At 71.0% G+C, this 24,397-nt stretch carries 26 protein-coding genes and 1 tRNA gene; 15 read left to right on the plus strand and 12 right to left on the minus strand.

Translation table 11 applies throughout. From position 1 onward, the window contains the following. Nucleotides 1–129: 129 nt before the first annotated feature. The 4 genes from JYA75_RS28895 to JYA75_RS21435 all read left to right on the plus strand — a co-directional run bounded on the left by JYA75_RS28895 (nucleotide 130) and on the right by JYA75_RS21435 (nucleotide 1,608). Nucleotides 130–615, plus strand: coding sequence for an HNH endonuclease (locus JYA75_RS28895; RefSeq protein WP_072635004.1), 486 nt, complete (start codon nucleotides 130–132; stop codon nucleotides 613–615). A gap of 34 nt (nucleotides 616–649) precedes the next feature. Further along, nucleotides 650–736 (plus strand) — tRNA-Leu (locus tag JYA75_RS21425). Between the two features lie 69 nt (nucleotides 737–805). Next, on the plus strand, nucleotides 806–1,225 hold the full coding sequence (locus tag JYA75_RS21430; RefSeq protein ID WP_050035024.1) for a transcriptional regulator: 420 nt from the start codon (nucleotides 806–808) through the stop codon (nucleotides 1,223–1,225). 80 nt (nucleotides 1,226–1,305) lie between these two features. Beyond that, complete coding sequence (locus JYA75_RS21435; protein WP_059174777.1) at nucleotides 1,306–1,608, plus strand: DUF3817 domain-containing protein; 303 nt, start codon at nucleotides 1,306–1,308, stop codon at nucleotides 1,606–1,608. A 105-nt stretch (nucleotides 1,609–1,713) separates the two neighbouring features. On the opposite strand, the gene rdgB is transcribed toward JYA75_RS21435, so the two are convergent. The 4 genes from rdgB to JYA75_RS21455 all read right to left on the minus strand — a co-directional run bounded on the left by rdgB (nucleotide 1,714) and on the right by JYA75_RS21455 (nucleotide 4,647). Continuing rightward, nucleotides 1,714–2,322 carry an RdgB/HAM1 family non-canonical purine NTP pyrophosphatase gene (gene rdgB / locus JYA75_RS21440; protein WP_037201609.1) on the minus strand — a complete coding sequence of 203 codons (609 nt, stop codon included), beginning with the start codon at nucleotides 2,320–2,322 and terminating at the stop codon, nucleotides 1,714–1,716. Between the two features lie 10 nt (nucleotides 2,323–2,332). Continuing rightward, nucleotides 2,333–3,121, minus strand: coding sequence for a ribonuclease PH (rph, locus tag JYA75_RS21445; protein WP_006937538.1), 789 nt, complete (start codon nucleotides 3,119–3,121; stop codon nucleotides 2,333–2,335). A 13-nt stretch (nucleotides 3,122–3,134) separates the two neighbouring features. Continuing rightward, the gene (locus JYA75_RS21450) at nucleotides 3,135–3,896 is read right to left on the minus strand and encodes a cyclic nucleotide-degrading phosphodiesterase (RefSeq protein ID WP_043799009.1); all 762 of its coding nucleotides are present in this window, start codon (nucleotides 3,894–3,896) and stop codon (nucleotides 3,135–3,137) included. A 124-nt stretch (nucleotides 3,897–4,020) separates the two neighbouring features. Continuing rightward, complete coding sequence (locus JYA75_RS21455) at nucleotides 4,021–4,647, minus strand: rhomboid family intramembrane serine protease (protein WP_050035023.1); 627 nt, start codon at nucleotides 4,645–4,647, stop codon at nucleotides 4,021–4,023. Nucleotides 4,648–4,815: 168 nt separating this feature from the next. On the opposite strand from JYA75_RS21455, the gene JYA75_RS21460 reads away from it, so the two are divergent. Beyond that, nucleotides 4,816–4,968, plus strand: coding sequence for a hypothetical protein (locus JYA75_RS21460; protein ID WP_006937532.1), 153 nt, complete (start codon nucleotides 4,816–4,818; stop codon nucleotides 4,966–4,968). A gap of 16 nt (nucleotides 4,969–4,984) precedes the next feature. Here JYA75_RS21460 and JYA75_RS21465 read toward each other — a convergent pair whose 3' ends face one another. From JYA75_RS21465 to clpS, 3 genes are read right to left on the minus strand one after another with little or no spacing between them, the layout of a single operon-like run. Beyond that, entirely contained in the window at nucleotides 4,985–6,091 is a 1,107-nt protein-coding gene (locus JYA75_RS21465; protein ID WP_043799011.1) for a P1 family peptidase, read from the minus strand. Beyond that, on the minus strand, nucleotides 6,088–6,666 hold the full coding sequence (locus tag JYA75_RS21470) for a DUF2017 domain-containing protein (protein WP_006937528.1): 579 nt from the start codon (nucleotides 6,664–6,666) through the stop codon (nucleotides 6,088–6,090). Before JYA75_RS21470 ends, JYA75_RS21465 begins: the two co-directional genes overlap by 4 nt. A 55-nt stretch (nucleotides 6,667–6,721) precedes the next feature. Then, nucleotides 6,722–7,015: an ATP-dependent Clp protease adapter ClpS gene (gene clpS, locus JYA75_RS21475; protein ID WP_050036334.1), complete on the minus strand. Its 294-nt coding sequence runs from the start codon at nucleotides 7,013–7,015 to the stop codon at nucleotides 6,722–6,724. Nucleotides 7,016–7,173: 158 nt separating this feature from the next. Between clpS and JYA75_RS21480 the strand changes: the two genes are divergently transcribed. From JYA75_RS21480 to JYA75_RS21495, 4 genes are all read left to right on the plus strand, one after another. Beyond that, entirely contained in the window at nucleotides 7,174–8,499 is a 1,326-nt protein-coding gene (locus JYA75_RS21480) for a nicotinate phosphoribosyltransferase (protein WP_203329313.1), read from the plus strand. A gap of 5 nt (nucleotides 8,500–8,504) precedes the next feature. After that, a complete protein-coding gene (locus tag JYA75_RS21485) occupies nucleotides 8,505–9,083 on the plus strand; it encodes an isochorismatase family protein (protein WP_065923497.1) in 579 nt (192 codons plus the stop codon). A gap of 25 nt (nucleotides 9,084–9,108) precedes the next feature. Then, nucleotides 9,109–11,139 (plus strand): ATP-dependent DNA helicase, encoded by a 2,031-nt coding sequence (locus tag JYA75_RS21490; protein ID WP_065922697.1) that lies wholly within the window; start codon nucleotides 9,109–9,111, stop codon nucleotides 11,137–11,139. 128 nt (nucleotides 11,140–11,267) lie between these two features. Next, a complete protein-coding gene (locus tag JYA75_RS21495) occupies nucleotides 11,268–11,471 on the plus strand; it encodes a cold shock domain-containing protein (RefSeq protein WP_029542972.1) in 204 nt (67 codons plus the stop codon). A gap of 28 nt (nucleotides 11,472–11,499) precedes the next feature. Here the strand turns inward: JYA75_RS21495 and JYA75_RS21500 are convergent, their stop codons facing one another. After that, nucleotides 11,500–12,201, minus strand: a complete 702-nt coding sequence (locus JYA75_RS21500; protein WP_029542970.1) for a GAF and ANTAR domain-containing protein — start codon at nucleotides 12,199–12,201, stop codon at nucleotides 11,500–11,502. A gap of 277 nt (nucleotides 12,202–12,478) precedes the next feature. On the opposite strand from JYA75_RS21500, the gene JYA75_RS21505 reads away from it, so the two are divergent. Beyond that, a complete protein-coding gene (locus tag JYA75_RS21505) occupies nucleotides 12,479–12,673 on the plus strand; it encodes a hypothetical protein (RefSeq protein WP_206530813.1) in 195 nt (64 codons plus the stop codon). Nucleotides 12,674–12,728: 55 nt separating this feature from the next. Next, nucleotides 12,729–12,926 carry a hypothetical protein gene (locus JYA75_RS21510; protein ID WP_050035020.1) on the plus strand — a complete coding sequence of 66 codons (198 nt, stop codon included), beginning with the start codon at nucleotides 12,729–12,731 and terminating at the stop codon, nucleotides 12,924–12,926. A 154-nt stretch (nucleotides 12,927–13,080) separates the two neighbouring features. Here the strand turns inward: JYA75_RS21510 and JYA75_RS21515 are convergent, their stop codons facing one another. The 3 genes from JYA75_RS21515 to JYA75_RS21525 all read right to left on the minus strand — a co-directional run bounded on the left by JYA75_RS21515 (nucleotide 13,081) and on the right by JYA75_RS21525 (nucleotide 15,092). Further along, entirely contained in the window at nucleotides 13,081–13,545 is a 465-nt protein-coding gene (locus tag JYA75_RS21515) for an ATP-binding protein (RefSeq protein ID WP_029542966.1), read from the minus strand. Between the two features lie 116 nt (nucleotides 13,546–13,661). After that, on the minus strand, nucleotides 13,662–14,168 hold the full coding sequence (locus tag JYA75_RS21520) for an HPP family protein (protein ID WP_006938378.1): 507 nt from the start codon (nucleotides 14,166–14,168) through the stop codon (nucleotides 13,662–13,664). A gap of 39 nt (nucleotides 14,169–14,207) precedes the next feature. Continuing rightward, nucleotides 14,208–15,092: an alpha/beta hydrolase gene (locus tag JYA75_RS21525; protein ID WP_065922698.1), complete on the minus strand. Its 885-nt coding sequence runs from the start codon at nucleotides 15,090–15,092 to the stop codon at nucleotides 14,208–14,210. Between the two features lie 93 nt (nucleotides 15,093–15,185). On the opposite strand from JYA75_RS21525, the gene JYA75_RS21530 reads away from it, so the two are divergent. After that, entirely contained in the window at nucleotides 15,186–15,761 is a 576-nt protein-coding gene (locus JYA75_RS21530) for a TetR/AcrR family transcriptional regulator (RefSeq protein ID WP_006938382.1), read from the plus strand. Here the strand turns inward: JYA75_RS21530 and glgP are convergent, their stop codons facing one another. Beyond that, nucleotides 15,762–18,341, minus strand: a complete 2,580-nt coding sequence (glgP, locus tag JYA75_RS21535) for an alpha-glucan family phosphorylase (RefSeq protein WP_044476069.1) — start codon at nucleotides 18,339–18,341, stop codon at nucleotides 15,762–15,764. A 306-nt stretch (nucleotides 18,342–18,647) separates the two neighbouring features. Between glgP and JYA75_RS21540 the strand changes: the two genes are divergently transcribed. The 3 genes from JYA75_RS21540 to JYA75_RS21550 are packed head-to-tail and all read left to right on the plus strand — an operon-like array spanning nucleotide 18,648 to nucleotide 24,356. Then, nucleotides 18,648–20,690 carry an alpha-1,4-glucan--maltose-1-phosphate maltosyltransferase gene (locus JYA75_RS21540; protein ID WP_029542960.1) on the plus strand — a complete coding sequence of 681 codons (2,043 nt, stop codon included), beginning with the start codon at nucleotides 18,648–18,650 and terminating at the stop codon, nucleotides 20,688–20,690. Beyond that, complete coding sequence (gene glgB, locus JYA75_RS21545) at nucleotides 20,687–22,885, plus strand: 1,4-alpha-glucan branching protein GlgB (RefSeq protein WP_006938391.1); 2,199 nt, start codon at nucleotides 20,687–20,689, stop codon at nucleotides 22,883–22,885. Before JYA75_RS21540 ends, glgB begins: the two co-directional genes overlap by 4 nt. 31 nt (nucleotides 22,886–22,916) lie before the next feature. Next, nucleotides 22,917–24,356, plus strand: coding sequence for a metallopeptidase (locus JYA75_RS21550; RefSeq protein ID WP_050035018.1), 1,440 nt, complete (start codon nucleotides 22,917–22,919; stop codon nucleotides 24,354–24,356). Nucleotides 24,357–24,397 lie beyond the last annotated feature (41 nt).

The raw sequence follows: 24,397 nt of genomic DNA on the forward strand, positions 1-24,397 counted from the left end.
TTTATCGTTACACAATCGTTACCATCTTGACTGACCGCGAAACGCGTGCATGAGGGCACTTTCGGCAATTTGTCGACGCCGTCCGATACAGTCCCGCGCATCGAACATACATTCGATCCAGGGGGGATGATGGGACGGTCGACGAAGTACACACGGGAAGTCCTCGAGGATGCGGTCCGAAACTCGACGAGCGTTGCGGGGGTCATGCGCTACTTGGGCCTGGTGCCGAGCGGGGGTTCGCACCATCACCTCAGTCGCCGGATCAAACGGCTGGGGCTCGACACATCTCACTTCACTGGTCAAGCGCACATGGGTGGGGCACCGGCACGAAATCGCCTCCCGTGGCGGGAGGTACTTGTAGTGCAGCCCACGGGCACGCCGCGACGAATGGCGAAGCTACTCCGCCGCGCCCTCCTCGAGTCCGGCCGCCCCCACAAGTGCGAAAGCTGCGGTATCGGACCGGAATGGTGTGATCTCCCACTGACACTGCATGTGGACCACATCGACGGGAATCCGAACGACTCCCGACCGGAAAACGTCCGCTTCCTCTGCCCCAACTGCCACAGCCAGACAGCGACGTGGGCGGCACGAAACCATCGACTACGGACGAGGTAATTCTCGGTCGGATGTCGTATGGTTCATGGGTCCAGCGCGAGTGGCGGAACAGGCAGACGCCCAGGTTTTAGGTACCTGTGTCCGAAAGGACGTGGGGGTTCGAGTCCCCCCTCGCGCACCACGTGACCTCGCCCACGGCCCCCCGACCGCTCTTGGCAGGTCGAGGGGCCGCTCGGGTACTTTTGATGACGTGTCCGAGAACCGTCCGCCGCGTCGCCTTGCCCTCGTCGTACTGGTGACGGTCGCCGCGGCCGGCTGTCTCGGTCTGGGTTTCTGGCAATGGACACGGTTCGAGGCCGTGGGCGGCACGTTCCAGAACCTCGGCTACGCCCTGCAGTGGCCCGCCTTCGCCTTCTTCTGCGTCTACGCCTACCGCCGGTTCGTGAAACTCGAGACCGAGGACGCCGAGAGCCAGGCCACGGGTGCGCCGCGCGCGTCGGAACCGAAGGAACCCACCGAGATCCCCGAGGATCTCCTCCCCCAGCGGCCCCGCACTGGGCTCGATCCGAACGCGGCCGTCGATCCGGACGACCCGGAGGCTCGGCAGATGCTGGAGTACAACGATTACCTCGCGCAGCTTGCGCGCAGGTCCGATAGGAGCGCTCAGTGAGCACGACCCCCGAGCAGGCACCCGACCAGACGAGCGGTTCGACCGCGCCGCAGTCCCGTCCGGAGGCCGACCGGAAGAAGATTGCCTCGGCCCTGACGCGGTACCGCGCGCTCGCCTGGATCACCGGCGTGTGGCTGCTCGTGCTCACCGGCGAGATGGTCGCGAAGTACATCCTGAAGGTCGAGAACGTCCCCGGCTGGATCGCCGTGGTCCACGGCTGGGTCTACGCGGTGTATCTCGTGCTCACGCTCGACCTGGCGATCAAGGTGCGCTGGCCCGCGGGCCGCACGATCGGCACCCTCCTCGCCGGCACGATCCCGTTCCTGTCGTTCTTCGTCGAGCACCAGCGCACGAAGCAGGTCAAGGCCGACTTCGGCGTCTGATCCGGCCGGCCGATCGGCGCGCGAAACAGCAAGCCGCCCACGCGATTGCGTGGGCGGCTTCTTGTTTCGCGTGGGAGCGCAGGCTTCGCGCCGCGGCGGCGGGCGTCAGCGGGCGAGCGCTGCGAGATCGGACACCAATCGTGCCAGTGCGCGCCCGCGGTGCGACGAGGCGTCCTTCTCCTCGGCGCTGAGCTCGGCGGCGGTGCGCTCCTCCCCCTCGGGCCGGAACACCGGGTCGTAGCCGAAACCGTTGGCGCCGCGCGGGCTGTGGACGATGGAGCCGCGCCACTCACCGCGCACGACGTGCACCGCGATCTCGCCGTCGTCACCGGGGACGGCGAGGGCACAGGCGGAGACGAATGCCGCGCCGCGGCGCTCGTCGGGAACGTCCTGCAGCTGCCCGAGCAGCAGTTCGGTGTTGGCGTGGTCGTTGCCGTGCCGCCCCGACCACCGGGCGGAGAGCACCCCGGGCATCGCATTGAGGGCATCGACCTCGAGTCCGGAATCGTCTGCGACGCACGGCATTCCGGTCGCCGCCGCGCCGTCGCGAGCCTTGGCGGCCGCGTTCTCCTCGAACGTCGCGCCGGTCTCGGGCGCCTCGTCGTAGGGCGGCACGGCGTCGAGTCCGACGAGGTCGATCCCCTCGATCCCGGCGGCGTCGAGGACGCGCCGCAGTTCGCGCAACTTCTTCGCGTTCCGGCTCGCCACGAGCACCTGCACCCTGTCAGACACCGAACTTCTTCCTGGTCCGCTCGGGGGTCACGGGCTGCGGCAGCGTGCCCGGGTAGGGGGCGTCGAGCGCCTGCTTCTGGATCTCGCACAGTTCGGCGATGCCGGCGAGCGCGGAGTCGAGCATCTTGTCGAGGGTGGACCGGGCGAACGTCGCACCTTCGCCGGTCCCCTGGACCTCGACGAGGGTGCCGGTGTCGGTGGCGATGACGTTCATGTCGACCTCGGCGCGCACGTCCTCCTCGTAGGGCAGGTCGAGGCGGACGCGGCCGTCGACGACACCGACGCTCACGGCCGCGATGGCGCACGAGATCGGCTGCGGGTCGGTGAGGCGGCCCGCCGCGCTCAGCCACGCGACGGCGTCGACGAGGGCCACGTAGGCGCCGGTGATGGCGGCGGTGCGGGTGCCGCCGTCGGCCTGCAGGACGTCGCAGTCGATGGCGATGGTGTTCTCGCCGATGGCGGCGAGGTCGATGCAGGCGCGCAGGGCGCGGCCGACGAGGCGGCTGATCTCCTGGGTGCGGCCGCCGAGCTTGCCCTTGACGGATTCGCGTCCGCTGCGGGTGTGGGTGGCGGCGGGGAGCATCGCGTATTCGGCGGTGAGCCAGCCGAGACCGGAGCCCTTGCGCCAGCGCGGCACGCCCTCTTCGACGCTGGCGGTGCACATGACGCGGGTCTGGCCGAATTCCACGAGCACCGAGCCCGCGGGGTGGTTGGTGAATCCTCGGGTGATCCGGATGGGGCGGAGTTCGTCGTCCGCTCTGCCGTCTTCTCGTGTGGTCACCCGGACGAGCCTATTAGATGGGGTAGACGTCCCCGGCGGACACCGCGTGGACGGGCCCGGAGTACTGCTCCTTGGCTTCGGCGATGACGTCCTCGCGCGAGGTCCACGGCGGGATGTGGGTGAGCAGCAACTCGCCCACCTCGGCGCGAGCGGCGAGCATGCCGGCCTCGGCGCCGGAGAGGTGGATGCCGTCGGGGCGGTCGTCGGGTGCGTGGGTCCACGAGGCCTCGGACAGCAGGACGTCGGCGCCGCGCGCGAGCTCGACGACCTCGTCGCACATGCCGGTGTCGCCGGTGTAGACAACGGTGCGCCCGGAGTCGCTGGTGATGCGGAATCCGTAGGCCTCGGGCGGGTGGTTGACCCGGCCGGGGTGGATGGTGAGCGCGCCGAAGCGGAAGGCTTCGCCGTCGGCGAGGGGGCGCACGTCGAGGGTGTCGCTGACGTCGTCCATCTCGCCGGCGATCTCGGCGGAGGCGGCGCCGATGCGCACGCTGGTGTCCGAGGGGCCGTAGACGAGGGTCCGTCCGGTGGGGCGGTTCGGGGAATAGCGCCGCCAGACGAGCAGGCCGGGGATGTCGAGGCAGTGGTCGGCGTGCAGGTGCGAGAGCAGCAGCGAGACCTCGCCGGGGTCGGCGTAGCGCTGGAGGGCCCCGAGGACGCCGGGACCGAAGTCGATCACCAGGGGCGGGGTGCCCGGGGCGGTGATCAGGTAGCCCGACGCGGCGGAATCCGGCCCGGCCACGCTGCCGGAACACCCCAGGACGGTCATGCGCATGGGGGTCATGCTGCCACGTCCCTGTGGCTGCGACGAAGCCAACGCAGGTTTTGATCGAGAGATGTCACAGTTGCGGCGACGCTGTGAGCCTACCGATCGGTCAGTTGTTGCGCGGGGGTGCGTCTCACCCGAACGAGGAGGTGGGCACGGCCGGCGGGCGGCGGCGGCGACGCTCGTCGGCGGAGAGCAGCCAGGCGGCCAGGACGCCGCCCACGGCGCCGAAGAGGTGCCCCTGCCAGGAGACGCGCGGATCGCTGGGCAGCACGCCCCACAGGATGCTGCCGTAGACGAACAGCACGATCACCCCGATGACGATCTGGCTCGACTGCCGGGTGAAGATGCCGCGTGTGATCAGGTAGGTGAGCCACCCGAAGACGAGGATCGACGCGCCGATGTGCACGAAGCCGGACCCGGCGGTGAGCCAGGTGCCGAGCCCGCCGACCACCCAGATGATCGCGGTGGCGGCCAGACCGCGGCCGATGCCGGAGACGAGCACGAGGAAGCCGAGCACGAGCAGCGGAATGGTGTTGGCGCTCAGGTGCGCCCAGTCGGCGTGGAGCACGGGTGCGAACGCCACGCCCCACAGCCCGTCGGCGGTTCTCGGTTCGATACCGGCGGAGTCGAGGTCGGCGGGCGCGGCGGCGTCGACGGCTTCGACGCCGTAGAGCAGGGCGACGAATCCGGCGATCAGGAGCGCCGCGCGCTGCCAGACGGGCCGGGGCCCGGGACGGGAACCGTCGGGTACGGTCATGCGCTCGCCCTTCGCGTGTGTCCTGTGCTGTGTTCCTGGCTTTCGAGCCTACCGACGTGCGCACCGCTCGACACGTGCGCGGCGACGGTCGGGCTTCGCCGTGAAAGCCCTGTCGACCGGCGGCCCGGTGGCTACTGTGGGAGGCACCGTCGGACCCGGGAGGCAGTCGTGCCGAGAAACGTCGGAGATCGCTACGCCTGCGAGAAGTGCGGCGCGCAGATCGTCTACGAGAAGCCGTGCCCCTGCACCGAGGGGATGCCGCATTCGGAGATCTGCTGCGGCGACCAGATGAAGCGCGTGTCGGAGGGCACGTCGGGCTGAGCCCTCAGCGCGGCCCTCAGCGCGACGTGGGAATCCCGGCCGTGAAGGCGGAGGGGAACACGTCACGATAGGCGGGGATACCCGCGACCGCGGTGGCCTGCAGCACCGCGTCGACGACGGCGCGCTGGACGACCTCGGCGGCCGCCTCGCACACGGCGGCCAGCACGGGCAGTTCGGGCGCGAAGGCCTCCGGGATCGGTCGGCTCGCGCCGGGGGGCGTCGCGGTGCCGGTGGCCAGGGCGAAGAGTGTGTCGCCGTCGAGGGGTGAGTGGGCGGGGCGGACGGCCCGGGCGAGGCCGTCGTGCCCGGCGACGGCGACACGGCGGCAGGCCGCGGCGGTCAGGTCGGCGTCGGTGGCGACGACGCCGATGGTGGTGTTGAGGGCGGTGCCCTTGGATGCGAGGGCGTTGGCGGCGGCGAGGTCGGTTGCGGTGGGCGCGACGAGCCCGAGCCGGGCGGCCCGGGCGGGGCCGAGGCCCCAGGGCAGGCCGGTCTCGGGGTCGAACACGGCTCCGACGGGGTTGGCGACGACGAGGGCTGCGACGGTGACGCCGGCGGCGGGGCCCTCGGCCAGGAACAGGCTCGCGGTGCCGATGCCGCCCTTGAGGGTGCCGGCGCGTGCGCCGACTCCGGCGCCGACGGTGCCACGGGCGACGGTCGTGCCGGCGGCCGCGGCGGCCCGGTATCCGCTGTCGGCGGTGGGCCGGGCGGTCCACTCCCCCACGGGCAGGTCGAAGACGACCGCGCCCGGCACGATGGGCACCACGGCCCCCGGCGGCCCCATCGGAATGCCGCGGCCCTGTTCCTCGAGCCACCGCATCACGCCGTCGGCGGCGGCGAGCCCGTAGGCGCTGCCTCCGGTGAGGAGCACCGCGTCGACGCGCTGGACGGAGTGGCTGGGATCGAGCAGGTCGGTTTCGCGGGTGCCGGGCCCGCCGCCGCGGACGTCGACGGCGGCGGTGACGGCACGGTCGGGCACGACGACGGTGCATCCGGTGGCCCGCCCGGTGCCGAAGGCGTGGTCGGAGCCGAGGGTGACGTCGGCGTCGAGGGCCTGCCAGTGCCCGACGCGCAGGCCGGCGACGTCGGTGAGCGAGTCGGTGGGTCCGGGCGTGGCCGTCACGGCAGCAGCGCCTGGACGAGGGAGTCCTGCATCCAGGTCAGCCAGTGGTAGACGTCGAGGTGCGGGGCCCGCGGGTCGTCTTCGTCGAGTGTCTCGGGGGTGTCGTCGTCGATGCCGAGGGTGGTGCCGAGGGCCAGCCGGAGGTCGTTGAGCCCGTACAGCCAGGCATCGGCCTGTTCCGGGCTGAGCACCACCTTGCCGCCGGATTCGGGGACGGTGCGCAGGATGACGGCTCCGGCGGCGAGCTTGGCGTCGATGATGTCGGGTTCGTGCAGGCTGCGCAGGGCACCGTTGAGGTCGGCGGATTCGTCGTCGGGATGGACGGTGGCGTCGGCGTCGGGCCGGTGGAAGTCGGGCAGCAGCCGTTGCAGGGCGGGGACGTCCGGCGGGGTGCAGTTGCCGGTGCGCAGGCCGGTGAGGGCGGCGAGGTCGTCCTGCGGGGCGCCGGCGGCGCGTTCTTCGAGCATGCCGAGTACGGATGCGACGAGCGAGCGCAGCACCGACGCCTCGTGTGCGTCCATCTCGGATCGCAGCTTCACGCCTCCGAGCGAGTTCTTCCTGCTCCACTGCCGCACGTCGGTCGGCTCCTCCTGGCTTCGCGGTCGGGATGGTCGGCGAGCGGGCGGCCGGTCACTCGGCCCGCTGCATCGTCGCCCACAGCCCGGCGGCGTGCAGGCGTTGCACGTCGTGTTCCATCTTGTCACGCGAGCCGCTCGAGACGACCGCCTTGCCTTCGTTGTGCACCTTGAGCATCAGCTCGGTGGCCTTGGCCTTGCTGTACCCGAACAGCTTCTGGAAGATGTACGCGACGTAGTGCATGAGGTTGACCGGGTCGTCCCACACGACGGTGACCCAGGGCCGGTCGACTGCTTCGATCTCCTCGACGGTTTCGGCTTCCGCCGGCATTGCCTGCCCTGCCGCCATGGTGACGGCGGGAAACGAGGCCACGGTGACTGCGTCGGACGGCTCCGGGGGGGCGGTGCCGAACGGGCTTGTCGGGGAACACGTCGCCATGTCTCCAGGGTACGGCGTCGGCGCCCGGCAATACAGCCGCATCCCGGCCCGCGCTCTACAGTGATCGGGTGCCCGATTCCCTTCTGCCGCGCACTGCGACGGCGAGCACCGCCCTGTTCACGGACGTCTACGAGCTGACGATGCTCGAGGCCGCGCTCGCGGACGGCACCGGTTCCCGCCCTTGCACGTTCGAGGTGTTCGCGAGGCGTCTGCCGCCCGGGCGCCGGTACGGCGTGGTCGGTGGGACCGGCCGGCTGATCGATGCGCTGGAGAGGTTCCACTTCGGCGAGGAGGAACTGGCCGTGGCGGCACGGTTCCTCGACGCCTCGACCGTGGAGTGGCTGCGCGGTTACCGGTTCTCCGGCGACATCGAGGGCTACCGGGAGGGCGATTTCTACTTCCCCGGTTCGCCGGTGCTGGCGGTGCGCGGCACGTTCGCCGAGTGCGTCCTGCTCGAGACCCTGATCCTGTCGATCCTCAACCACGACAGCGCGGTGGCGTCGGCGGCGGCGCGGATGGTCAGCGCCGCGGACGGCCGCACGCTGATCGAGATGGGGTCGCGCCGGACCCACGAGGAGGCGGCGGTCGCGTGTGCGCGGGCGGCATACCTCTCGGGCTTCGACGCGACGTCGAATCTCGAGGCGGTGCGCCGGTACGGGGTGCCGGGCACGGGTACCGCGGCGCACGCGTTCACGCTCGTGCACACCACCGGGGCGGGCCGCGACGAGGCGGCGGCGTTCCGGAGCCAGGTCGAGACGCTCGGGGTGGGGACCACGCTGCTGGTGGACACGTACGACATCACCAACGGGGTGCGCACGGCCGTCGAGGTGGCCGGCACCGGACTCGGGGCCGTGCGGATCGACTCGGGCGATCTCGGCGTGCTGGCCCGGCAGGTGCGGGAGCAGCTCGACGGCCTGGGCGCGACGAACACGAAGATCGTGTTGTCGGGTGACCTGGACGAGTACTCGATCGCAGGTCTGCGCGCCGAGCCGGTCGACGTGTACGGCGTCGGGACGTCGCTGGTCACCGGCTCGGGCGCGCCCACGGCCGGGATGGTCTACAAGCTGGTCGAGGTCGACGGCATCCCGGTGGAGAAGCGCAGCGCGCACAAGGAGTCCCGGGGCGGCGCCAAGCGCGCGGTGCGGTTCGCCCGCCCGACCGGCACGCTGGTGGAAGAGGTGATCTACCCGGCGGACGCGCCCGCACCGGGGGGCGACGGCGAGGTGGTGCACGAGCTGATGGTTCCGCTGGTCTGCAACGGCGAGCGGGTCGGCGACGGGCCTACGCTGGAGGAGAGCCGGGCATTGCTCGCGCACGGGCTGATCAGTCTCCCGTGGGAGGCCCTGACCCTGTCGGCGGGCGAGGCCGCGGTGCCGACCCGATTCGTGAGGTGAGGACGTTGTCGCGGGCGCTGATCATCGTCGACGTGCAGAACGACTTCTGTGAGGGCGGGTCGCTGGCCGTGGCCGGCGGCGCCGCGGTCGCCGCGGACATCAGCCGGTATCTGGCCGCACACGCGCAGGACTACGCGCACGTGGTCGCCACCCGGGATCACCACGTCGATCCGGGTGCGCACTTCGCCGAGGAGCCGGACTTCGTGGACTCGTGGCCGCCGCACTGCCGGGCGGGAACCGAGGGTGCCGAGTTCCATCCGGCCCTCGACACCACCCGCGTGGAGGCGGTCTTCTCCAAGGGGGCGTTCGAGGCCGCGTACTCGGGCTTCGAGGGCAGCCACGACACGGGCGAGTCCCTCGACGGGTGGCTGCGCGGGCACGGGGTCACCGCGGTCGACATCGTGGGTATCGCCACCGATCACTGCGTGCGGGCGACCGCGCTCGATGCCACCGCCGCCGGGTTCGACACGCGGGTGCTGCTGCCGTACACGGCCGGGGTGAGCGAGGCGACCGTCGAGTCGGCGCTCTCGGCGCTCCGGGGGGCGGGTGTGGACCTGGTCGGACAGGTCGGGCCGCGAACCTGACGGTGGTGCCCAGTACCCTGACGCGGTGCCCGAACTCCCGAATGTGCCGGAACTGCTGCGCACCGCGGTGCACGCGCTGGGCGGCAAGGAACGGCGCAACCAGCTGACCATGGCCTCGGCGGTGGCGCATTCGCTGGACACCGGCGAGCACCTCGCGGTCCAGGCCGGCACCGGCACCGGCAAGTCGCTGGCCTACCTCGTGCCGGCCGTGCGGTATGCGGTGCAGACGGGCCGGACGGTGGTGGTCTCCACCGCGACGATCGCACTGCAGCGTCAGCTGGTGGACCGGGACCTGCCGCGGCTGGCCGGCGCGCTGGAGTCGGCGCTGGGCCGGCGCCCCCGCTTCGCGATCCTCAAGGGCCGCGGGAACTATCTGTGCCTGAACAAGATCCACACCGGTCTGGCCGAGGAGCCGCCTGCGGACGACCAGTTGTTCGACGCGTTCGCCCTGTCGCGGATCGGCCGGGAGGTGCGTCGGATCACGGAGTGGTCGTCGACCACCGGCACCGGCGACCGCGACGACCTCGTCCCCGGCGTGTCGGATGAGGCGTGGCGTCAGGTGAGTGTCACCGCCCGCGAATGCCTGGGCAAGTCGCGGTGCCCGGTCGGCGACGACTGTTTCGCGGAGATCGCCCGCGCCGAGGCCGGGCAGGTCGACGTGGTCGTCACCAACCACGCGCTGCTGGCGATCGACGCGATCAGCGGCATCTCGATCCTGCCCGAGCACGACGTGGTGGTGGTCGACGAGGCGCACGAACTCGTGGACCGCGTCACCGGGGTGGCGACGGCGGAGCTGTCCGGCGGCACCGTCTCGGCCGCGGCGCGGCGCTGCGTGAAGCTGATCGAGGACGAGGACGTCGACCGACTCGAGGGGGCCGCCGAGAACTGGGAGGCGCTGCTCGAGGAGCTGCCGCCGGGGCGGTGGGACGAGTTGCCCGAGGGCGCGGGCGCGGCGCTGGCCGCGATCCGCGACGCGGCGTGGGCCGTGTGCACGGCGATCGGACCACCCAAGGCGGGGCTCGACGCCGAGGCCGCCGCGGCCCGCAACCAGGCGCTGGCGGACGTCGACGAGGTGCACGACTGCGCGGTTCGCGTGCTGACCGCCTTCGAGGAGACGGATCCCGCTGCCCGCCGGGACGTCGTCTGGCACGCCGCCGACGAGTTCCGCGGCAACACCCGCCACACGGTGCGGATGGCGCCGCTGTCCGTCGGCGGACTGCTGCGGTCCCGGCTGTTCGCCGCGTCGACGGTCGTCCTGACCTCGGCGACGTTGACGGTGGGTGGCTCGTTCGACGCGCTCGCCGTCAACTGGGGGCTGCCGCCGCAGTCGCCGGCCCGCAGCGACACCGGCGCGGCGTCGGGGACGGAACCACCGTCGGACGACGGGGACCTGCGGTGGAATTCCCTGGACGTGGGATCGCCGTTCGATCACGCCCGCTCCGGCATCCTGTACGTCGCCAAGCACCTGCCGGCCCCCGGCCGCGACGGGCTCTCCCCCGCGTACCTGGACGAGATCGCGGAGCTGGTCGAGGCCGCCGGCGGCCGCACGCTCGGGCTCTTCTCGTCGATGCGCGCCGCGAAGGCGGCGGCGGAGGCGATGCGGGAGCGCCTGGACACGCCGGTCCTGTGCCAGGGCGAGGACGCGACCGGCGCCCTGGTGGAGAAGTTCGCGGCCGACGAACCGACGTCGTTGTTCGGGACCCTGTCGCTGTGGCAGGGCGTGGACGTGCCGGGACCGTCGCTGTCGCTGGTGATCCTGGACCGGATCCCGTTCCCGCGACCGGACGACCCGCTGCTGGTGGCGCGGCAGCGGGCGGTGGAGGCGCGCGGGGGCAACGGCTTCCTGTCGGTGGCGGCCACCCACGCCGCGCTGCTGCTCGCGCAGGGCGTGGGCCGGTTGTTGCGCAGCACGGACGATCGGGGTGTCGTGGCGGTGCTCGATCCCCGCCTGGCGACCGCACGGTACGGCGGGTATCTGCGCGCGTCGCTGCCCCCGTTCTGGGAGACAGCCGATCCGCGGGTGGTGCGCAAGGCGCTCGTCCGTCTGCGGGGCTGACCGGGCCGCGACGCGTCCGATCCCGAAACGTTCACGACTTTCCCGGAATTTCCGGCCGTTTCGCGGCAGCATCGAAGGCGGCGCAGGCGCCGGAGTCGAGGGTCGCAGGGACAGGGGGCTTTTCGGATATGCCACAGGGCGTTGTGAAGTGGTTCGACGAGGAGAAGGGGTTCGGCTTCATCGCGGAGGAGGGCGGCGGGCCCGACATCTTCGTCCACTACTCGGAGATCGCGGGGACGGGCTTCCGCTCGCTGACAGAGGGTCAGCGCGTCGAGTTCGAGATCGGACTGGGTGTGAAGGGACCTCAGGCGGAGAACGTCCGACCGGTGTGAGAACCGCGGCCGCCGCGGCACCCGGTGATCAGACCCGCAGGCCCACCTCGACGATCGCCTTGGCAACCGACCGCACGGGTGCCTGGTTGCTGCGGGCGTGGCCGCGGATGAGCCGGAACGCCTCGTCGGGGGTGGTGCTCCGGGCGTGGGCGATGATGCCCTTCGCCTGTTCGATGACGATGCGCGAATCGAGCGCCGCCTGCAGTTGCGCGTTCAGCTGCTCGTGCTGCCGCAGCTTGTTGGAGTTGACGATGTAGCCGGTGGCCATGTCTGCGAAGATCTGCGCCGCCGCGATCTCACGATCCGCCCATTCGCGCGGTTCGCACGCGTACAGGTCGAGAGCGCCGATCTTCTCGTCCGCGAGCTGCATCGGTATGCCGGCCACCGCCGCGATCCCGTGCTCGCGGGCCTTCTCGGCGTAGTCCGGCCACAGGTCTGATCGTGTCCGCACGTCGGCGACCGCGATGGGCTCGCCACGATCGAACGCGTACTGGCACGGCCCCACCCCGGCCTCCTCCTGGCAGCGTTCCATCTCCCCCACCACCTCGGCGGCCGCGGTGACGAACTGCAGCCGGCCCTCGCACTGCAGGCTCACGCCGCACCCGAGGAGACCCAGAACGGCGGTCACGCCGTCGACGAGCTCGTCGAGCGCTGCGCCGACGTCGTAGGGGGTGGGCAGCAGGCGCGCGAACCGCGACAGCACCGCCATGAACTCGTCCTGGTCGAACACCGGCGCGCCCCCTCCGGTCGGCAACACCCTCGATAGTGACACACATCACAGTTCTTGGGTGGCGTCGCACGCGTCACATCACATATCCTGGTACACAGAGCGTCCGCCCCAGATCCCGGCGACGCCCGAATCGGAGCCGCCCCGACCCCCGGTGCTCCTCTCTCACTCTCCACGAATCGTGTGGACAGGTTTTCGGGAGAACACCGCTCGAGGCCCGGTTGCCCGTCGCTCCGAGCAGGTGTACCTCCCGGACACGATCCGCGAAGAAGGAACACCCATGGCTCACCTCGCCCATCCGGCTCCCCACAGCGACAACTCGCCGCTGCTCTCGGTACCGTCCATCATCGTCGGTGCCGGCACCCTCTCGTGCGGGCTGGCCGTCGCGATCAGCCGATCCCTCACCCTCGGCGTGCTGGCCGCCCTTCTCACGGTGGCGACGGTCGCGGTCGCAGCGGTGATGATCCGCTCCTGACCTCGCCCACTCCCGACTCCGACGGCCCGCCCGGGCCCACCCGAGCAAGGAACCGATGAACCACCTCAATCACGTCGCCGACCCGAGCACCGTCCCGGGTTCGGCGATGAGCACGGCCGAGATCAAGGCTCGTATCGACGCGATGTTCGCGGACGACCACGGGAACACTGTGACCGGCGACGATCGCAGGGCCACCGCGGCCTCGCCCCGGCGCCCCGGATGGGCGTCGAGCCGGCGCGGCCGCAGGAGCTGACCACCGACGTTCTCCCGGCGTCGGTGGTCTCCGACCGGACCACCGGCTTCCGGACAGCGCCGCAGGGGGGCGCTTCCGGAAGCCGGTGGTCCGTCACTGCCGGGTCACGGCCGATGTGTCACTGCCGGGTCACCGCTGATGCGTCACTACGGGGTCACGGCGCCGCGACGAGCGCGGGCGAGGTCGAGACGTCCCACTTCATCGAGACCGAGGTGCCGTCGGGGACGGTGACGACATCCGTGTGGGACGTCAGGGTCCGGATCAGCGCGAGCCCGTGGCCACGGCAGCTGTCGCCGGACGGATCCTCCGGGGTGCGCCAGCGGCCGTGATCGGTGACGATCACTTCGACGGAACGTTCCCCCGGTCGATAGACGGCCTCCAGGTCGACCGCACCGACACGATCCCCGTACCCGTCGGGATACGCGTGCTCGACGGCATTGGCCAGCGCTTCGTAGCTGGCCAGCAGCACATCCTGCCCGAGTTCGACCTCGAGGTGGAGGCGGTCCAGCCACCGGTCCAGGGCCTGCCGGAGCATCGTCACCTGGCTCGGCTCGGCGCGGACCCCGCGGTAGAACAACCCGGTCGATGTGAACGCCTGAGAGGCGTGTCGCGAGTGCATCCTCCTCCTCGATTTCCGATGCGTCCTCGGTCGGACGCATCGGGTGTATACCCACCGCCCCGCGGTCCTATACCTCGAAGCGAGGGCGTGCGCACAGCGACGGGCGACCGTCCCGGTCAGCCGGCACGGGCGACCCGCGCCGGATAGACGAATCCGGGCAGCACCCGCCCGGCGACGGTCGCGACGCCGAGGACGACGAGGAGCGCCGGCACCAGCGTGGTTCCCACGTAGCCGATCCCCGGGTCCGTGAGCCCGATCGCCCCGGCACACACCGCGGCGGGCACATGCGGCGCCCGCAGCAGCGCCATGGCGACGACCGCAAGTCCCGCTGCGACGGCGGCGCCGGCCTGCGACGGACCGGCGACGGCCGCGACGACGAGCGCCGCGGCCGCGGCCGCAGGGTAGGCCCGCACGATCGCTCCGGGCCGGGCGGCCGGGGTGCCGGGTGCGAGGGCGATGAGGGCTGCGGACGCGACGTACGGCAACCCGAACACCGCCCAGTGGGCGAGGTTCTCGAGGGCGGCGAGCGCGCCGGCCGCGCCGAGCGCGACGGCCCCCGGGGCGAGGGCGGCGGCCAGGGCACGGCGGGACCCGTCCGGTGCATCACCGAGAAGCGGTGGCATCCGATTACTCTCCTTCGGTCTCGGAGTGTGCGGCCGGGCTCAGAGTGCGGCCGGGTTCAGAGTGCGGCCCAGGAATCCACGGACGAGGTCCGCGATCTCCGGCCCGTGGGTCTCGAGGGCGAAGTGGCCTGCGTCGAGCAGGTGAATCTCCGCGTCGGGGAGGTCGCGGGCGAATGCTTCCGCACCGGCGGGACCGAAGATCTCGTCGCCGCGGCCCCACGCCACCAGGGTCGGCGGCCGCCAGGCGCGGAAGTACTCCTGGAATGCCGGGTACGCGTCGAGGTTGAACTGGTAGTCCCAGAACAACTGGAGCTGGATCTCCTTGTTGCCGGGCCGATCGAGGCCCAGTTGGTCGAGCAGCCAGGCTTCCGGGGCGATCCGGTCGAGCCGGTCCTCGGGGACACCGTGGACGTACTGCCACCGGGTCGCCTCGGGCTCGAGGAGGGCACGGACGGTGGATTCGTGGGCGGCGCGGTCCTGTGCGTGGGCGAAGAGGATCTCCCAGAACGGGGTGAACCCTTCGCGGTAGGCGTTGCCGCTCTGGGTGATCAGCGCGGTGACGCGCTCGGGGTTCCCGGCCGCGATCCGCAGGCCGATCGGGGCGCCGTAGTCGTGGAGGTAGAGGGCGAAGCGCGTCAGCCCGATCCGGTCGAGCAGCGCATCGGTGATCTGCGCGAGACGGTCGAAGCTGTAGTCGAACTCGTCGACGGCGGGCATCGCCGATCGCCCGAAGCCGATGTGGTCGGGGGCGACGAGGTGGTACTGGTCGGCGAGCTCGCCGAGCAGGTGGCGGAACATGTGCGAGCTGGACGGGAAGCCGTGCAGCAGAACGAGAGCCGGCGCACCCGGGTCCCCGGCCTCGCGGTAGGAAACGTCGAGCCCGTCGATGGTCTCGGTGCGGTGGCGGACAACGGAAGCGGACATGAGTCCTCCTCGGATCGGTCGGAGAACGAGCGTTCTCCGGTACGTGGTGTAGCGTAGAGAACGATGGTTCTCGATGCAAGAGGGAGGGGCCCGATGGACGCGGACACCGCGCAGACCCGGCTGCTCGACGCCGCCGAGGAACTGTTCAACGAGCACGGCATCCAGGCCGTCGGAATGGACACGATCCGGGCCCGCTCCGGGGTGTCGCTCAAGCGGCTCTATCAGCTCTACCCCGCCAAGGACCGGCTCGTGGAGGCCGTTCTGACCCGGCGCGATCACACCGTGCTGACGGATCTGCGCCGGTATGTCGATGCCCGCACCGATCCGCGCGAGCGGGTTCTCGCGGTGTTCGACTTTCTCGAGGAATGGTTCGCCTGCAGCGACTTCCGCGGCTGCACCTTCATCAACACGTTCGGCGAACTCGGCGGAATCTCCGGTGACGTCGCCGAGATCGCCCGCACGCACAAGGACGCGTTCCGGCGCTACCTGCGCGGACTCGTGGCGGACGCGGGCAGCCCCCCGGCACTGGGCGACCAGCTGGCGATCCTGGCCAACGGGGCGATGGCGACGGCGGCGATCTCCGGTTCTCCCGCCGTCGCGCGGCAGGCCCGCGACGCCGCGCGCGTCCTGCTCGACGCGAGCGGCCGCGGGCCCGGCGCGGAGAGCTAGCTAGGCGAGCACGACCTTGCCGAGTTCGGCGTCCGACGCGAGCAGCTCGTGGTGCGGCAGCACCCGCACCGTGTAGCCGACCGACCCGGCCATCGGCAGCGCGACCTCGACCTCGAAGACCTCGCCCAGCGGGTCCGTGCCGGTGTGCCGCATCGGCACCGTCACCACGTCGGACAGGGTGTCGTCGACCCCGACCCGGCCGACGACGGCCTGAACGACCACGTCGGTCACCCGGAGACCGTCGAGGTACACGTGGGCGGTCAGGGCCAGTTTGGAGCCGATCTCCGGGATGTCCGGCAGTCCGGCGCTGTCGACCTGGGCCACCCGCACGGCCGGCCATGCCGCCTCGACGCGACGCCGGTAGTGGGCGAGCTCGCGCGCTCCGGCGAACCCGTCGGCGACCGCCTCGCGCGCGGCCGCGGCCGCCGGCGCGTAGTACTGCACGGTGTAGTCCCGGACCATGCGGGAGGCGAGCACCTTCGGACCGAGGTTCTGGAGCGTGTGCCGCACCATCTCGATCCAGCGGGTGGGCACACCGCTGCCGTCCCGGTCGTAGAACCGCGGCAGGACCGAGCGCTCGAGCAGCTCGTACAGGGCGCTGGCCTCGAGGTCGTCGCGGCGGTGTTCGTCGATCACACCGTCGGCGGTGGGGATGGCCCAGCCGTTCTCGCCGTCGTACATCTCGTCCCACCAGCCGTCGCGGATGGAGAGGTTGAGCCCGCCGTTGAGGGCCGACTTCATCCCGGAGGTGCCGCACGCCTCGAGCGGGCGCAGCGGGTTGTTCAGCCACACGTCGCAGCCCCAGTAGAGGTACCGGGCCATGGACATGTCGTAGTCCGGCAGGAAAACGATGCGGTGCCGCACGTCGGCGGCATCGGCGAACCGCACCACCTGCTGGATCAGTGCCTTGCCGCCGTCGTCGGCCGGGTGGCTCTTGCCGGCGACGACCAGCTGCACGGGGCGCTCCTCGTCGAGCAGCAGGGCCCGCAGTCGTTCCGGGTCGCGCAGCATCAGGGTGAGCCGCTTGTAGGTCGGCACCCGGCGGGCGAAGCCGACGGTGAGCACGTGCGGATCGAAGACCCCGTCCACCCAGCCGAGTTCGGCCTCGGTGGCGCCGCGCTGGAGCCAGGACCGGCGCAGCCGCCGACGGATCTCCTCCACCAGCTGCGCACGCAACGTGTTGCGGGTGGCCCACAGCTCGCGCGGTTCGACCGTCTGCAGCAGTTCCCAGCCCTGGGCCTCCTCGACCCGGTCGGGACCGGCGAGACGGTTGGCGAACTCGAGCCACTCGCGGGCGGCCCAGGTATGGGCGTGCACGCCGTTGGTGACCGACCCGATCGGCACCTCGCCGGCGTCGAAGCCGGGCCACAGGCCCACGAACATCTCGCGGCTGACCCGGCCGTGCAGCTTCGACACGCCGTTGCTGCGCTGGCCGAGCCGCAGACCCAGGTGGGCCATGTTGAACACACGGGGGTCCGATTCCCGGCCGAGGGAAAGGACGCGGTCCACCCCCAGGCCGGGCAGCAGCGCCGACTCGTTCTCGCCGTTCGGTCCGGAGAAGTAGTGCCGGACGAGTTCCGCCGGGAACCGGTCGATGCCCGCGGGAACCGGGGTGTGGGTGGTGAAGACGGTGCCGGCGCGCACGGCGGCGAGCGCCTCGTCGAAGTCCAGACCGGCGCCCGTGACCAGTTCGCGGATGCGTTCGGCGCCCAGGAACCCGGCGTGTCCCTCGTTCATGTGGAACACCTCGGGATCGCGCAGTCCCGCGATCCGGGTGTAGGCGCGGACGGCGCGCACCCCGCCGACCCCGGCCAGGATCTCCTGCTTGATGCGATGGTCCTGGTCGCCGCCGTAGAGGCGGTCGGTGACCCCGCGCAGTTCCTCGTCGTTCTCGGCGATGTCCGAGTCGAGCAGCAGCAACGGGACGCGGCCCACCTGGGCGATCCACACCCGGGCGGTGAGGGTGCGATTGCCGGGCATGGCGACCTGGATCAGGGCAGGGGTGCCGTCGGCCTCGGTCAGCAGCCGCAGCGGCAGGCCCTGCGGGTCGTAGTTCGGGTAGTGCTCGCTCTGCCATCCGTCGGCGGTCAGGGACTGACGGAAGTAGCCGGAGCGGTAGAGCAGGCCGACACCGATGAGCGGCAGGCCGAGGTCCGAGGCCGCCTTGAGGTGATCGCCGGCCAGGATGCCGAGTCCGCCGGAGTAGTTCGGCAGAACCTCGGAAACGCCGAACTCCATGGAGAAGTAGGCGATGCCGGACGGCAGCCCGGTGCCCTCCTGCTGCTGGTGCTGGTACCAGCGCGGCCTCGCGAGGTAGTCGTCGAGGTCGGCCGACTCGGCGTCGAGCCGCGCGAGGAACTCCTCGTCGGCGGCGAGCGCGTCGAGACGGGCCGGCGGCACCTCGCCGAGCATCCGCACCGGGTCGTGCTCGACGCGACGCCACAGCGCGGAGTCGATCGAGGCGAACAGGTCCTGCGTGGGCGTGTGCCACGACCAGCGCAGGTTGACGGCGAGCGGGCCCAGTCCGGCCAGCCGCTGGGGAAGGTGGGCTCGTACGGTGAACCGACGCAAGGCTCTCACCCCGGGAAGACTACCGACATTCGGCCGGCCGGGAAGACCGGCAAATGCGGCGGCCGTCCGGCGGCCGGGCCACGTTCCCCGCGAGCGGACGCGCGAGCCCCGCGGCACACGGCGCCGCGGGGCTCGCTCGTTCCGTCGCGTCGACCCCGGGTAACAGCTATTGCGGGGCGTCGACGACATTGCGCGTCGCATGAGGGGACGGCGGTGCGTACCTCCACTACGGTTGGGGACGGGCCGCATCCGAAGGCTCGTCAGCAGTCCGTGCGAGGGAAACGGAGCCGGCATGACAGACGGAACGGAGCGAGCGTGACAGGTCGAATCGGAGCCAGCGCGACAGGCCGCCTCGGCATCGACGATGTCCGTCCCGACATCTCGGGAGGGCGACATCCGGTCAAGGCCGTTGTCGGGGAGGTGGTTCCCGTGTCGGCAGTCGTGTGGCGAGAAGGCCACGACGCCGTCGCCGCCACCCTGGCCGTGCGCGGGCCGGGATCGGACCCGGAGAGCGAAGGGAAGCTGATCCGGATCCCGATGGTTCCCGGCGAGGTGCCCGACACCTTCCACGCCGTGTTCACCCCCACCAGTCCGGGACTGTGGACGTACCGGGTGGAGGCCTGGAGCGATCCGGTGAGCACGTGGCGGCACGCGGTGGACGCGAAGGTCGACGCCGGCCAGGGTCCGGAGGACCTGGCGAACGACATCGAGATCGGCGCCCGCCTGTTCGAGAAGGCCGCGAAGACCGCGCCGCGCCCCAACCGGCCGGCCCTGCTCGCCGTGGCCGCGGCGCTGCGTTCGGAGCGGCCGCTCGCCGACCGGATCGCCCCTGCCTTCGCCGCCGACATCACCGAGATCCTGCGGGCCAATCCGCTGCGCGAGCTGATCACCCGCGGGAAGGCGTACACCGCCGTGGTCGATCGGGAACGGGCCCTGTTCGGTTCCTGGTACGAGTTCTTCCCCCGCTCGACGGGCGGGTGGAACGAGGACGGCACGCCACGGCACGGCACCTTCGCCACCGCCGCGGAGGAACTGCCGCGGGTCGCCGCGATGGGCTTCGACGTGGTGTACCTGCCGCCCATCCACCCGATCGGCAAGGTCAACCGCAAGGGACCGAACAACACCCTCACCGCCGGCCCGGACGACGTGGGCTCCCCCTGGGCCATCGGCTCCGACGAGGGCGGCCACGACGCGATCCACCCGCAGCTCGGCACGGAGGACGACTTCCGCGCCTTCGTCGCCCGGGCGCGCGAACTCGACCTCGAGGTGGCCCTCGATCTGGCGCTGCAGTGCGCCCCGGACCACCCGTGGGCGAAGGAGCATCCCGAGTGGTTCACGGTCCTGCCGGACGGCACGATCGCCTACGCCGAGAACCCGCCCAAGAAGTACCAGGACATCTATCCGGTCAACTTCGACAACGATCCGGACGGCATCTACGCCGAGGTGCTGCGCGTGGTGCGGCACTGGATCAGCTTCGGCGTCAAGATCTTCCGGGTCGACAACCCGCACACCAAGCCGCCGAACTTCTGGGAGTGGCTGATCGCCGAGGTCAAGCGCACCGATCCCGACGTGCTGTTCCTGTCCGAGGCCTTCACCCGTCCCGCCCGCATGTACGGCCTCGCCCGACGCGGGTTCACGCAGTCCTACACGTACTTCACCTGGCGCGTGGCGAAGTGGGAGCTGACCGAATTCGGACAGGAGATCGCGGCGAAGGCGGACGAGGCGCGCCCGAACCTGTTCGTCAACACGCCCGACATCCTGCACGAGTCGCTGCAACACGGCGGGCCCGGAATGTTCGCTCTGCGCGCGGCCCTCGCGGCCACGCTCGCCCCGTCGTGGGGGGTGTACTCCGGTTACGAACTCTACGAACACGTCCCGCTGCGACCCGGCAGCGAGGAGTACCTCGACTCGGAGAAGTACCAGCTGCGTCCGCGACGGTTCGACGAGGCCCGCCGCCGCGGCGAATCCCTCGAGCCGTGGATCGCCACGCTCAACCGGATCCGGCGCGCCCACCCGGCCCTGCAGCAGCTGCGCAACATCCACTTCCACCACATCGACAACGACGCCCTCATCGCGTACTCGAAATTCGATCCCCGGACCGGGGATTCGGTCCTCACCGTGATCAACCTCAACCCGTTCGGCGCCGAGCAGGGCACCGTCTGGCTGGACATGCCGGCGCTCGGCCACGAATGGCACGACCAGCTCACGGTGTTCGACGAGGTGTCCGGCGCGCAGTACTCGTGGGGCCAGGCCAACTTCGTCCGGCTCGAACCCTGGCGCGCGGTGGCGCACATCCTGGCGCTGCCCCCGATCGGTGTACCGACGCGAACCACCCTCGCCTACAGGAGCAACTCGTGACAGTGCCCCCGACTCGACGCCACTCCCCCAACCCGCACGACCTCGCCCGGCTGGCGGCCGGCGAGCACCACGATCCGCACTCGGTGCTCGGCGCCCACCCGCATCCGGAAGGCACGATCATCCGGGCCATGCGTCCCCACGCGGAGAAGGTGGCGGCGCGCATCGGCGGCATCGATCACCCACTCGAGCCTCTCGGCCACGACGTGTTCAGCGCGCTCGTCCCGGTGCACGACCTGTCGGACTACCGGCTCGTGGTGACCTACCCGTTCGAGCACACCGTCGTCGTCGCCGACCCGTACCGGTTCCTGCCCACGCTCGGGGAGCTGGACCTGCACCTGTTCGCCGAGGGCCGGCACGAGCGGCTGTGGGAGATCCTGGGGGCGCATCAGCGCTCGTACGAGACCCCCGACGGCACGGTCCGCGGCACGTCGTTCGCGGTGTGGGCGCCCGGCGCGCGCGGCGTCACGGTCGTCGGCGACTTCGACGGCTGGAGCGGCCGGCTCGCGCCGATGCGGGTGCTCGGCTCCAGCGGCGTGTGGGAACTGTTCCTGCCCGACGTGGAGCCGGGTGCGCTGTACAAGTTCCGGGTCCACGGCCGCGACGGCTCGGTCCAGGACAAGGCCGACCCGATGGCGTTCGCCACCGAGGTGCCGCCGGCGACGGCCTCCGTGGTCAACCACAGCAGCTACGTGTGGGGCGACGACGCGTGGCTCGCCGCCCGGGCCGACTCCCGGCCGTGGCAGGAGCCGATGAGCGTCTACGAGGTGCACCTCGGCTCGTGGCGTCCCGGTCTCGGATACCGGGAGCTGGCCGACCAGCTCGCCGAGTACGTCGCGGCGGCCGGCTTCACCCACGTCGAGCTGCTGCCGGTGGCCGAGCATCCCTTCGGCGGATCGTGGGGATACCAGGTCACCTCGTACTACGCCCCCACCGCCCGCTTCGGCACGCCCGACGAGTTCCGTGCGTTCGTCGACCGGTTGCACGCCGCCGGCATCGGCGTGATCGTGGACTGGGTGCCCGCCCACTTTCCGAAGGACGAGTGGGCCCTGGCCCGCTTCGACGGCAGTGCCCTCTACGAACACCCCGATCCCCGGCGTGGCGAGCAGCTGGACTGGGGCACCTACGTCTTCGACTTCGGCCGCCGGGAGGTGCGCAACTTCCTCGTCGCCAACGCGCTGTACTGGATCGACGAGTTCCACATCGACGGCCTGCGCGTCGACGCCGTCGCCTCGATGCTGTACCTCGACTACTCGCGGCCCGAGGGCGGCTGGACCCCCAACGTGTACGGCGGCCGGGAGAACCTCGAGGCGGTGGCCTTCCTGCAGGAGATGAACGCCACCGTGCACAAGCTCCACCCCGGCGTCGTCACCGTCGCCGAGGAGTCCACGGCATGGCCCGGCGTCACCCGGCCCACCCACGCGGGCGGGCTCGGGTTCTCCATGAAATGGAACATGGGTTGGATGCACGACACCCTCGGGTACATCGGCCGGGACCCGGTGCATCGCACGTACCACCACCATGAGATCACCTTCTCGCTGGTGTACGCCTGGAGTGAGAACTTCGTCCTGCCCGTCAGCCACGACGAGGTCGTGCACGGCAAGGGCACGCTCTGGACCCGGATGCCGGGTGGCGACCGCGAGCAGGCCGCCGGCCTGCGCGGCCTGCTCGCGTACATGTGGGCCCACCCCGGCAAGCAACTGCTGTTCATGGGGCAGGAGTTCGGCCAGACCGCGGAATGGTCCGAGGAGCGGGGCCTGGACTGGTGGCAGCTCGACGATCCGCACAACGGACCGCTGCACCAAGGCGTGCACCGGCTCGTCGCCGACCTCAACCGGATCTACCGTGAGCACCCCGCCCTGTGGACGCTGGACACCTCGCCGAGCGGGTACTCGTGGATCGACGCCAACGACTCGGCGAACAACGTGCTGAGCTTTCTCCGTCACGGGAGCGACGGTTCCGTCGTGGCGTGCCTGTTCAACTTCTCCGGATCGACGCATTCGGACTATCGTGTCGGACTACCCGAAACAGGACAGTGGTCGGAGATCCTCAACACGGATTCGACGGCCTACCAGGGCAACGGCGTCGGCAACCTCGGCGCCGTGACGGCCACGGCACGCTCCTGGCACGGGCGCCCGGCGTCGGCGGAGGTGACGCTGCCTGCTTACGGTGCGATCTGGCTGACGTTGCAGCGGTGACCGCCGTCCTCGGACGACAGGAGAAGAACAGGTGACTCGGACGCGGCTGCCGTTCCGCCTCGCGGTACCGGCGCTGGCCGTGATGGTGCTCGCCGGATGTGCCGCTCGCATCGAGGGCACCGCCGTCTCCATCTACGACAACCCGTTCTCGGTGGCGGGCCTGCCGGTGTCCTCGGGCCCGAGCGGCCCGCGGCCCGCCGCCCCGGACGCGCAGGTGACGATCGAGAACTCGGACGGCGGGGACGTCGACGTCCTCGCCGGCAACGCGGTCGCCGACATCGAGGCCTACTGGAACGAGGAGTTCCCGCGCATCGCCCGGGGCGCGTTCGAGCCCGTCGGCACGATCGCCTCGTGGGATCCCGACGAGCGCGGTCCGAAGTTCTGCGGCGAATCCACCTTCGAGTTCATCAACGCCGCGTACTGCAACCGCGACGACGTCATCGGGTGGGACCGCACCTACCTGATGCCGCAGCTCATCGAGACGTTCGGCCCGATGGCGGCCGTGACGGTGCTCGCCCACGAGTACGGGCACGCCGTCCAGTTCAAGGCCGGGACGGTCGCCGAGGACGATCCGGGCATCGTGTTCGAGCAGCAGGCGGACTGCTTCGCAGGCGCCTTCATGCGGCACGTCGCCGCCGGCAACTCGGAGCACTTCCGGTTGAACACCTCGGACGGGCTGAACTCGGTGCTGGCGTCGATGGTCTCCTTCCGCGACAGCGACCCCAACGACCCGGACGCGATCCACGGGTCGGCATTCGAGCGGGTCACCGCGTTCCAGATCGGCTTCACCGACGGTGCGGGATCGTGCACCCGCATCGACGCCGCCGAGATCGAGTCCCGGCGCGCCGATCTGCCGCAGTTCTTCGACAGTTCCGACGACGGCGAACTTCCCGTGACCGAGGAGTCGGTGGAGGCGCTGATGGCCTCGTTCCGCCGGGTGTTCGATCTGCCGGAACAACCGGAGCTCGACCTGTCCGGCGCCGACCTCGGCTGTCCGGACGCGAAGGCCACGTCGCCGGTGTCGTACTGTCCCGCCACCAACACCATCGGGGTGGACGTCGACGAGCTGGCGGACCGCGGTACCCCGTTGCAGACCGGCGCCGGGGGGATCACGACCGACGTACGGGGCGACTACGCCGCCTACGTGCTGCTCGCCTCCCGGTACGCCCTGGCCGTGCAGAACGCGGCCGGCCAGTCGCTCGTCGACCCCCAGACGGCGCTGCGGGCTGCCTGCCTCGCCGGCGTGATCAGCGCGGAACTGAGCCCCGACAGCACCGGCGCCCAGCCGGCCGAGGACATGGTGTGGTTGTCGCCGGGCGATCTGGACGAGGCGGTCTCCGGCCTGCTGACCGACGGCCTCGCCGCCAGCGACGTCAACGGCAACACCGTGCCGAGCGGATTCTCCCGGGTGGACGCGTTCCGCACCGGGGTTCTCGGCGGCGAGGCCGCCTGCTCGGGCCGCTACCACTGACCGACGCGCGGTGGCGGCCCGGGAAGCCGGACCGCCACCGC

It is taken from the genome of Rhodococcus sp. PSBB066 (genome assembly GCF_017068255.1).
Taxonomy (GTDB): domain Bacteria; phylum Actinomycetota; class Actinomycetes; order Mycobacteriales; family Mycobacteriaceae; genus Rhodococcus; species Rhodococcus aetherivorans.

Bases quoted from the DNA above. Each gene is read 5' to 3' on its own strand.
- JYA75_RS28895 (WP_072635004.1), top strand. From the start codon at position 130: ATGGGACGGTCGACGAAGTACACACGGGAAGTCCTCGAGGATGCGGTC.
- JYA75_RS21450 (WP_043799009.1), bottom strand. From the start codon at position 3,896: ATGCGCATGACCGTCCTGGGGTGTTCCGGCAGCGTGGCCGGGCCGGAT.
- JYA75_RS21455 (WP_050035023.1), bottom strand. From the start codon at position 4,647: ATGACCGTACCCGACGGTTCCCGTCCCGGGCCCCGGCCCGTCTGGCAG.
- clpS (WP_050036334.1), bottom strand. From the start codon at position 7,015: ATGGCGGCAGGGCAGGCAATGCCGGCGGAAGCCGAAACCGTCGAGGAG.
- JYA75_RS21495 (WP_029542972.1), top strand. From the start codon at position 11,268: ATGCCACAGGGCGTTGTGAAGTGGTTCGACGAGGAGAAGGGGTTCGGC.
- JYA75_RS21505 (WP_206530813.1), top strand. From the start codon at position 12,479: ATGGCTCACCTCGCCCATCCGGCTCCCCACAGCGACAACTCGCCGCTG.
- JYA75_RS21510 (WP_050035020.1), top strand. From the start codon at position 12,729: ATGAACCACCTCAATCACGTCGCCGACCCGAGCACCGTCCCGGGTTCG.
- JYA75_RS21515 (WP_029542966.1), bottom strand. From the start codon at position 13,545: ATGCACTCGCGACACGCCTCTCAGGCGTTCACATCGACCGGGTTGTTC.
- JYA75_RS21520 (WP_006938378.1), bottom strand. From the start codon at position 14,168: ATGCCACCGCTTCTCGGTGATGCACCGGACGGGTCCCGCCGTGCCCTG.
- JYA75_RS21525 (WP_065922698.1), bottom strand. From the start codon at position 15,092: ATGTCCGCTTCCGTTGTCCGCCACCGCACCGAGACCATCGACGGGCTC.
- JYA75_RS21530 (WP_006938382.1), top strand. From the start codon at position 15,186: ATGGACGCGGACACCGCGCAGACCCGGCTGCTCGACGCCGCCGAGGAA.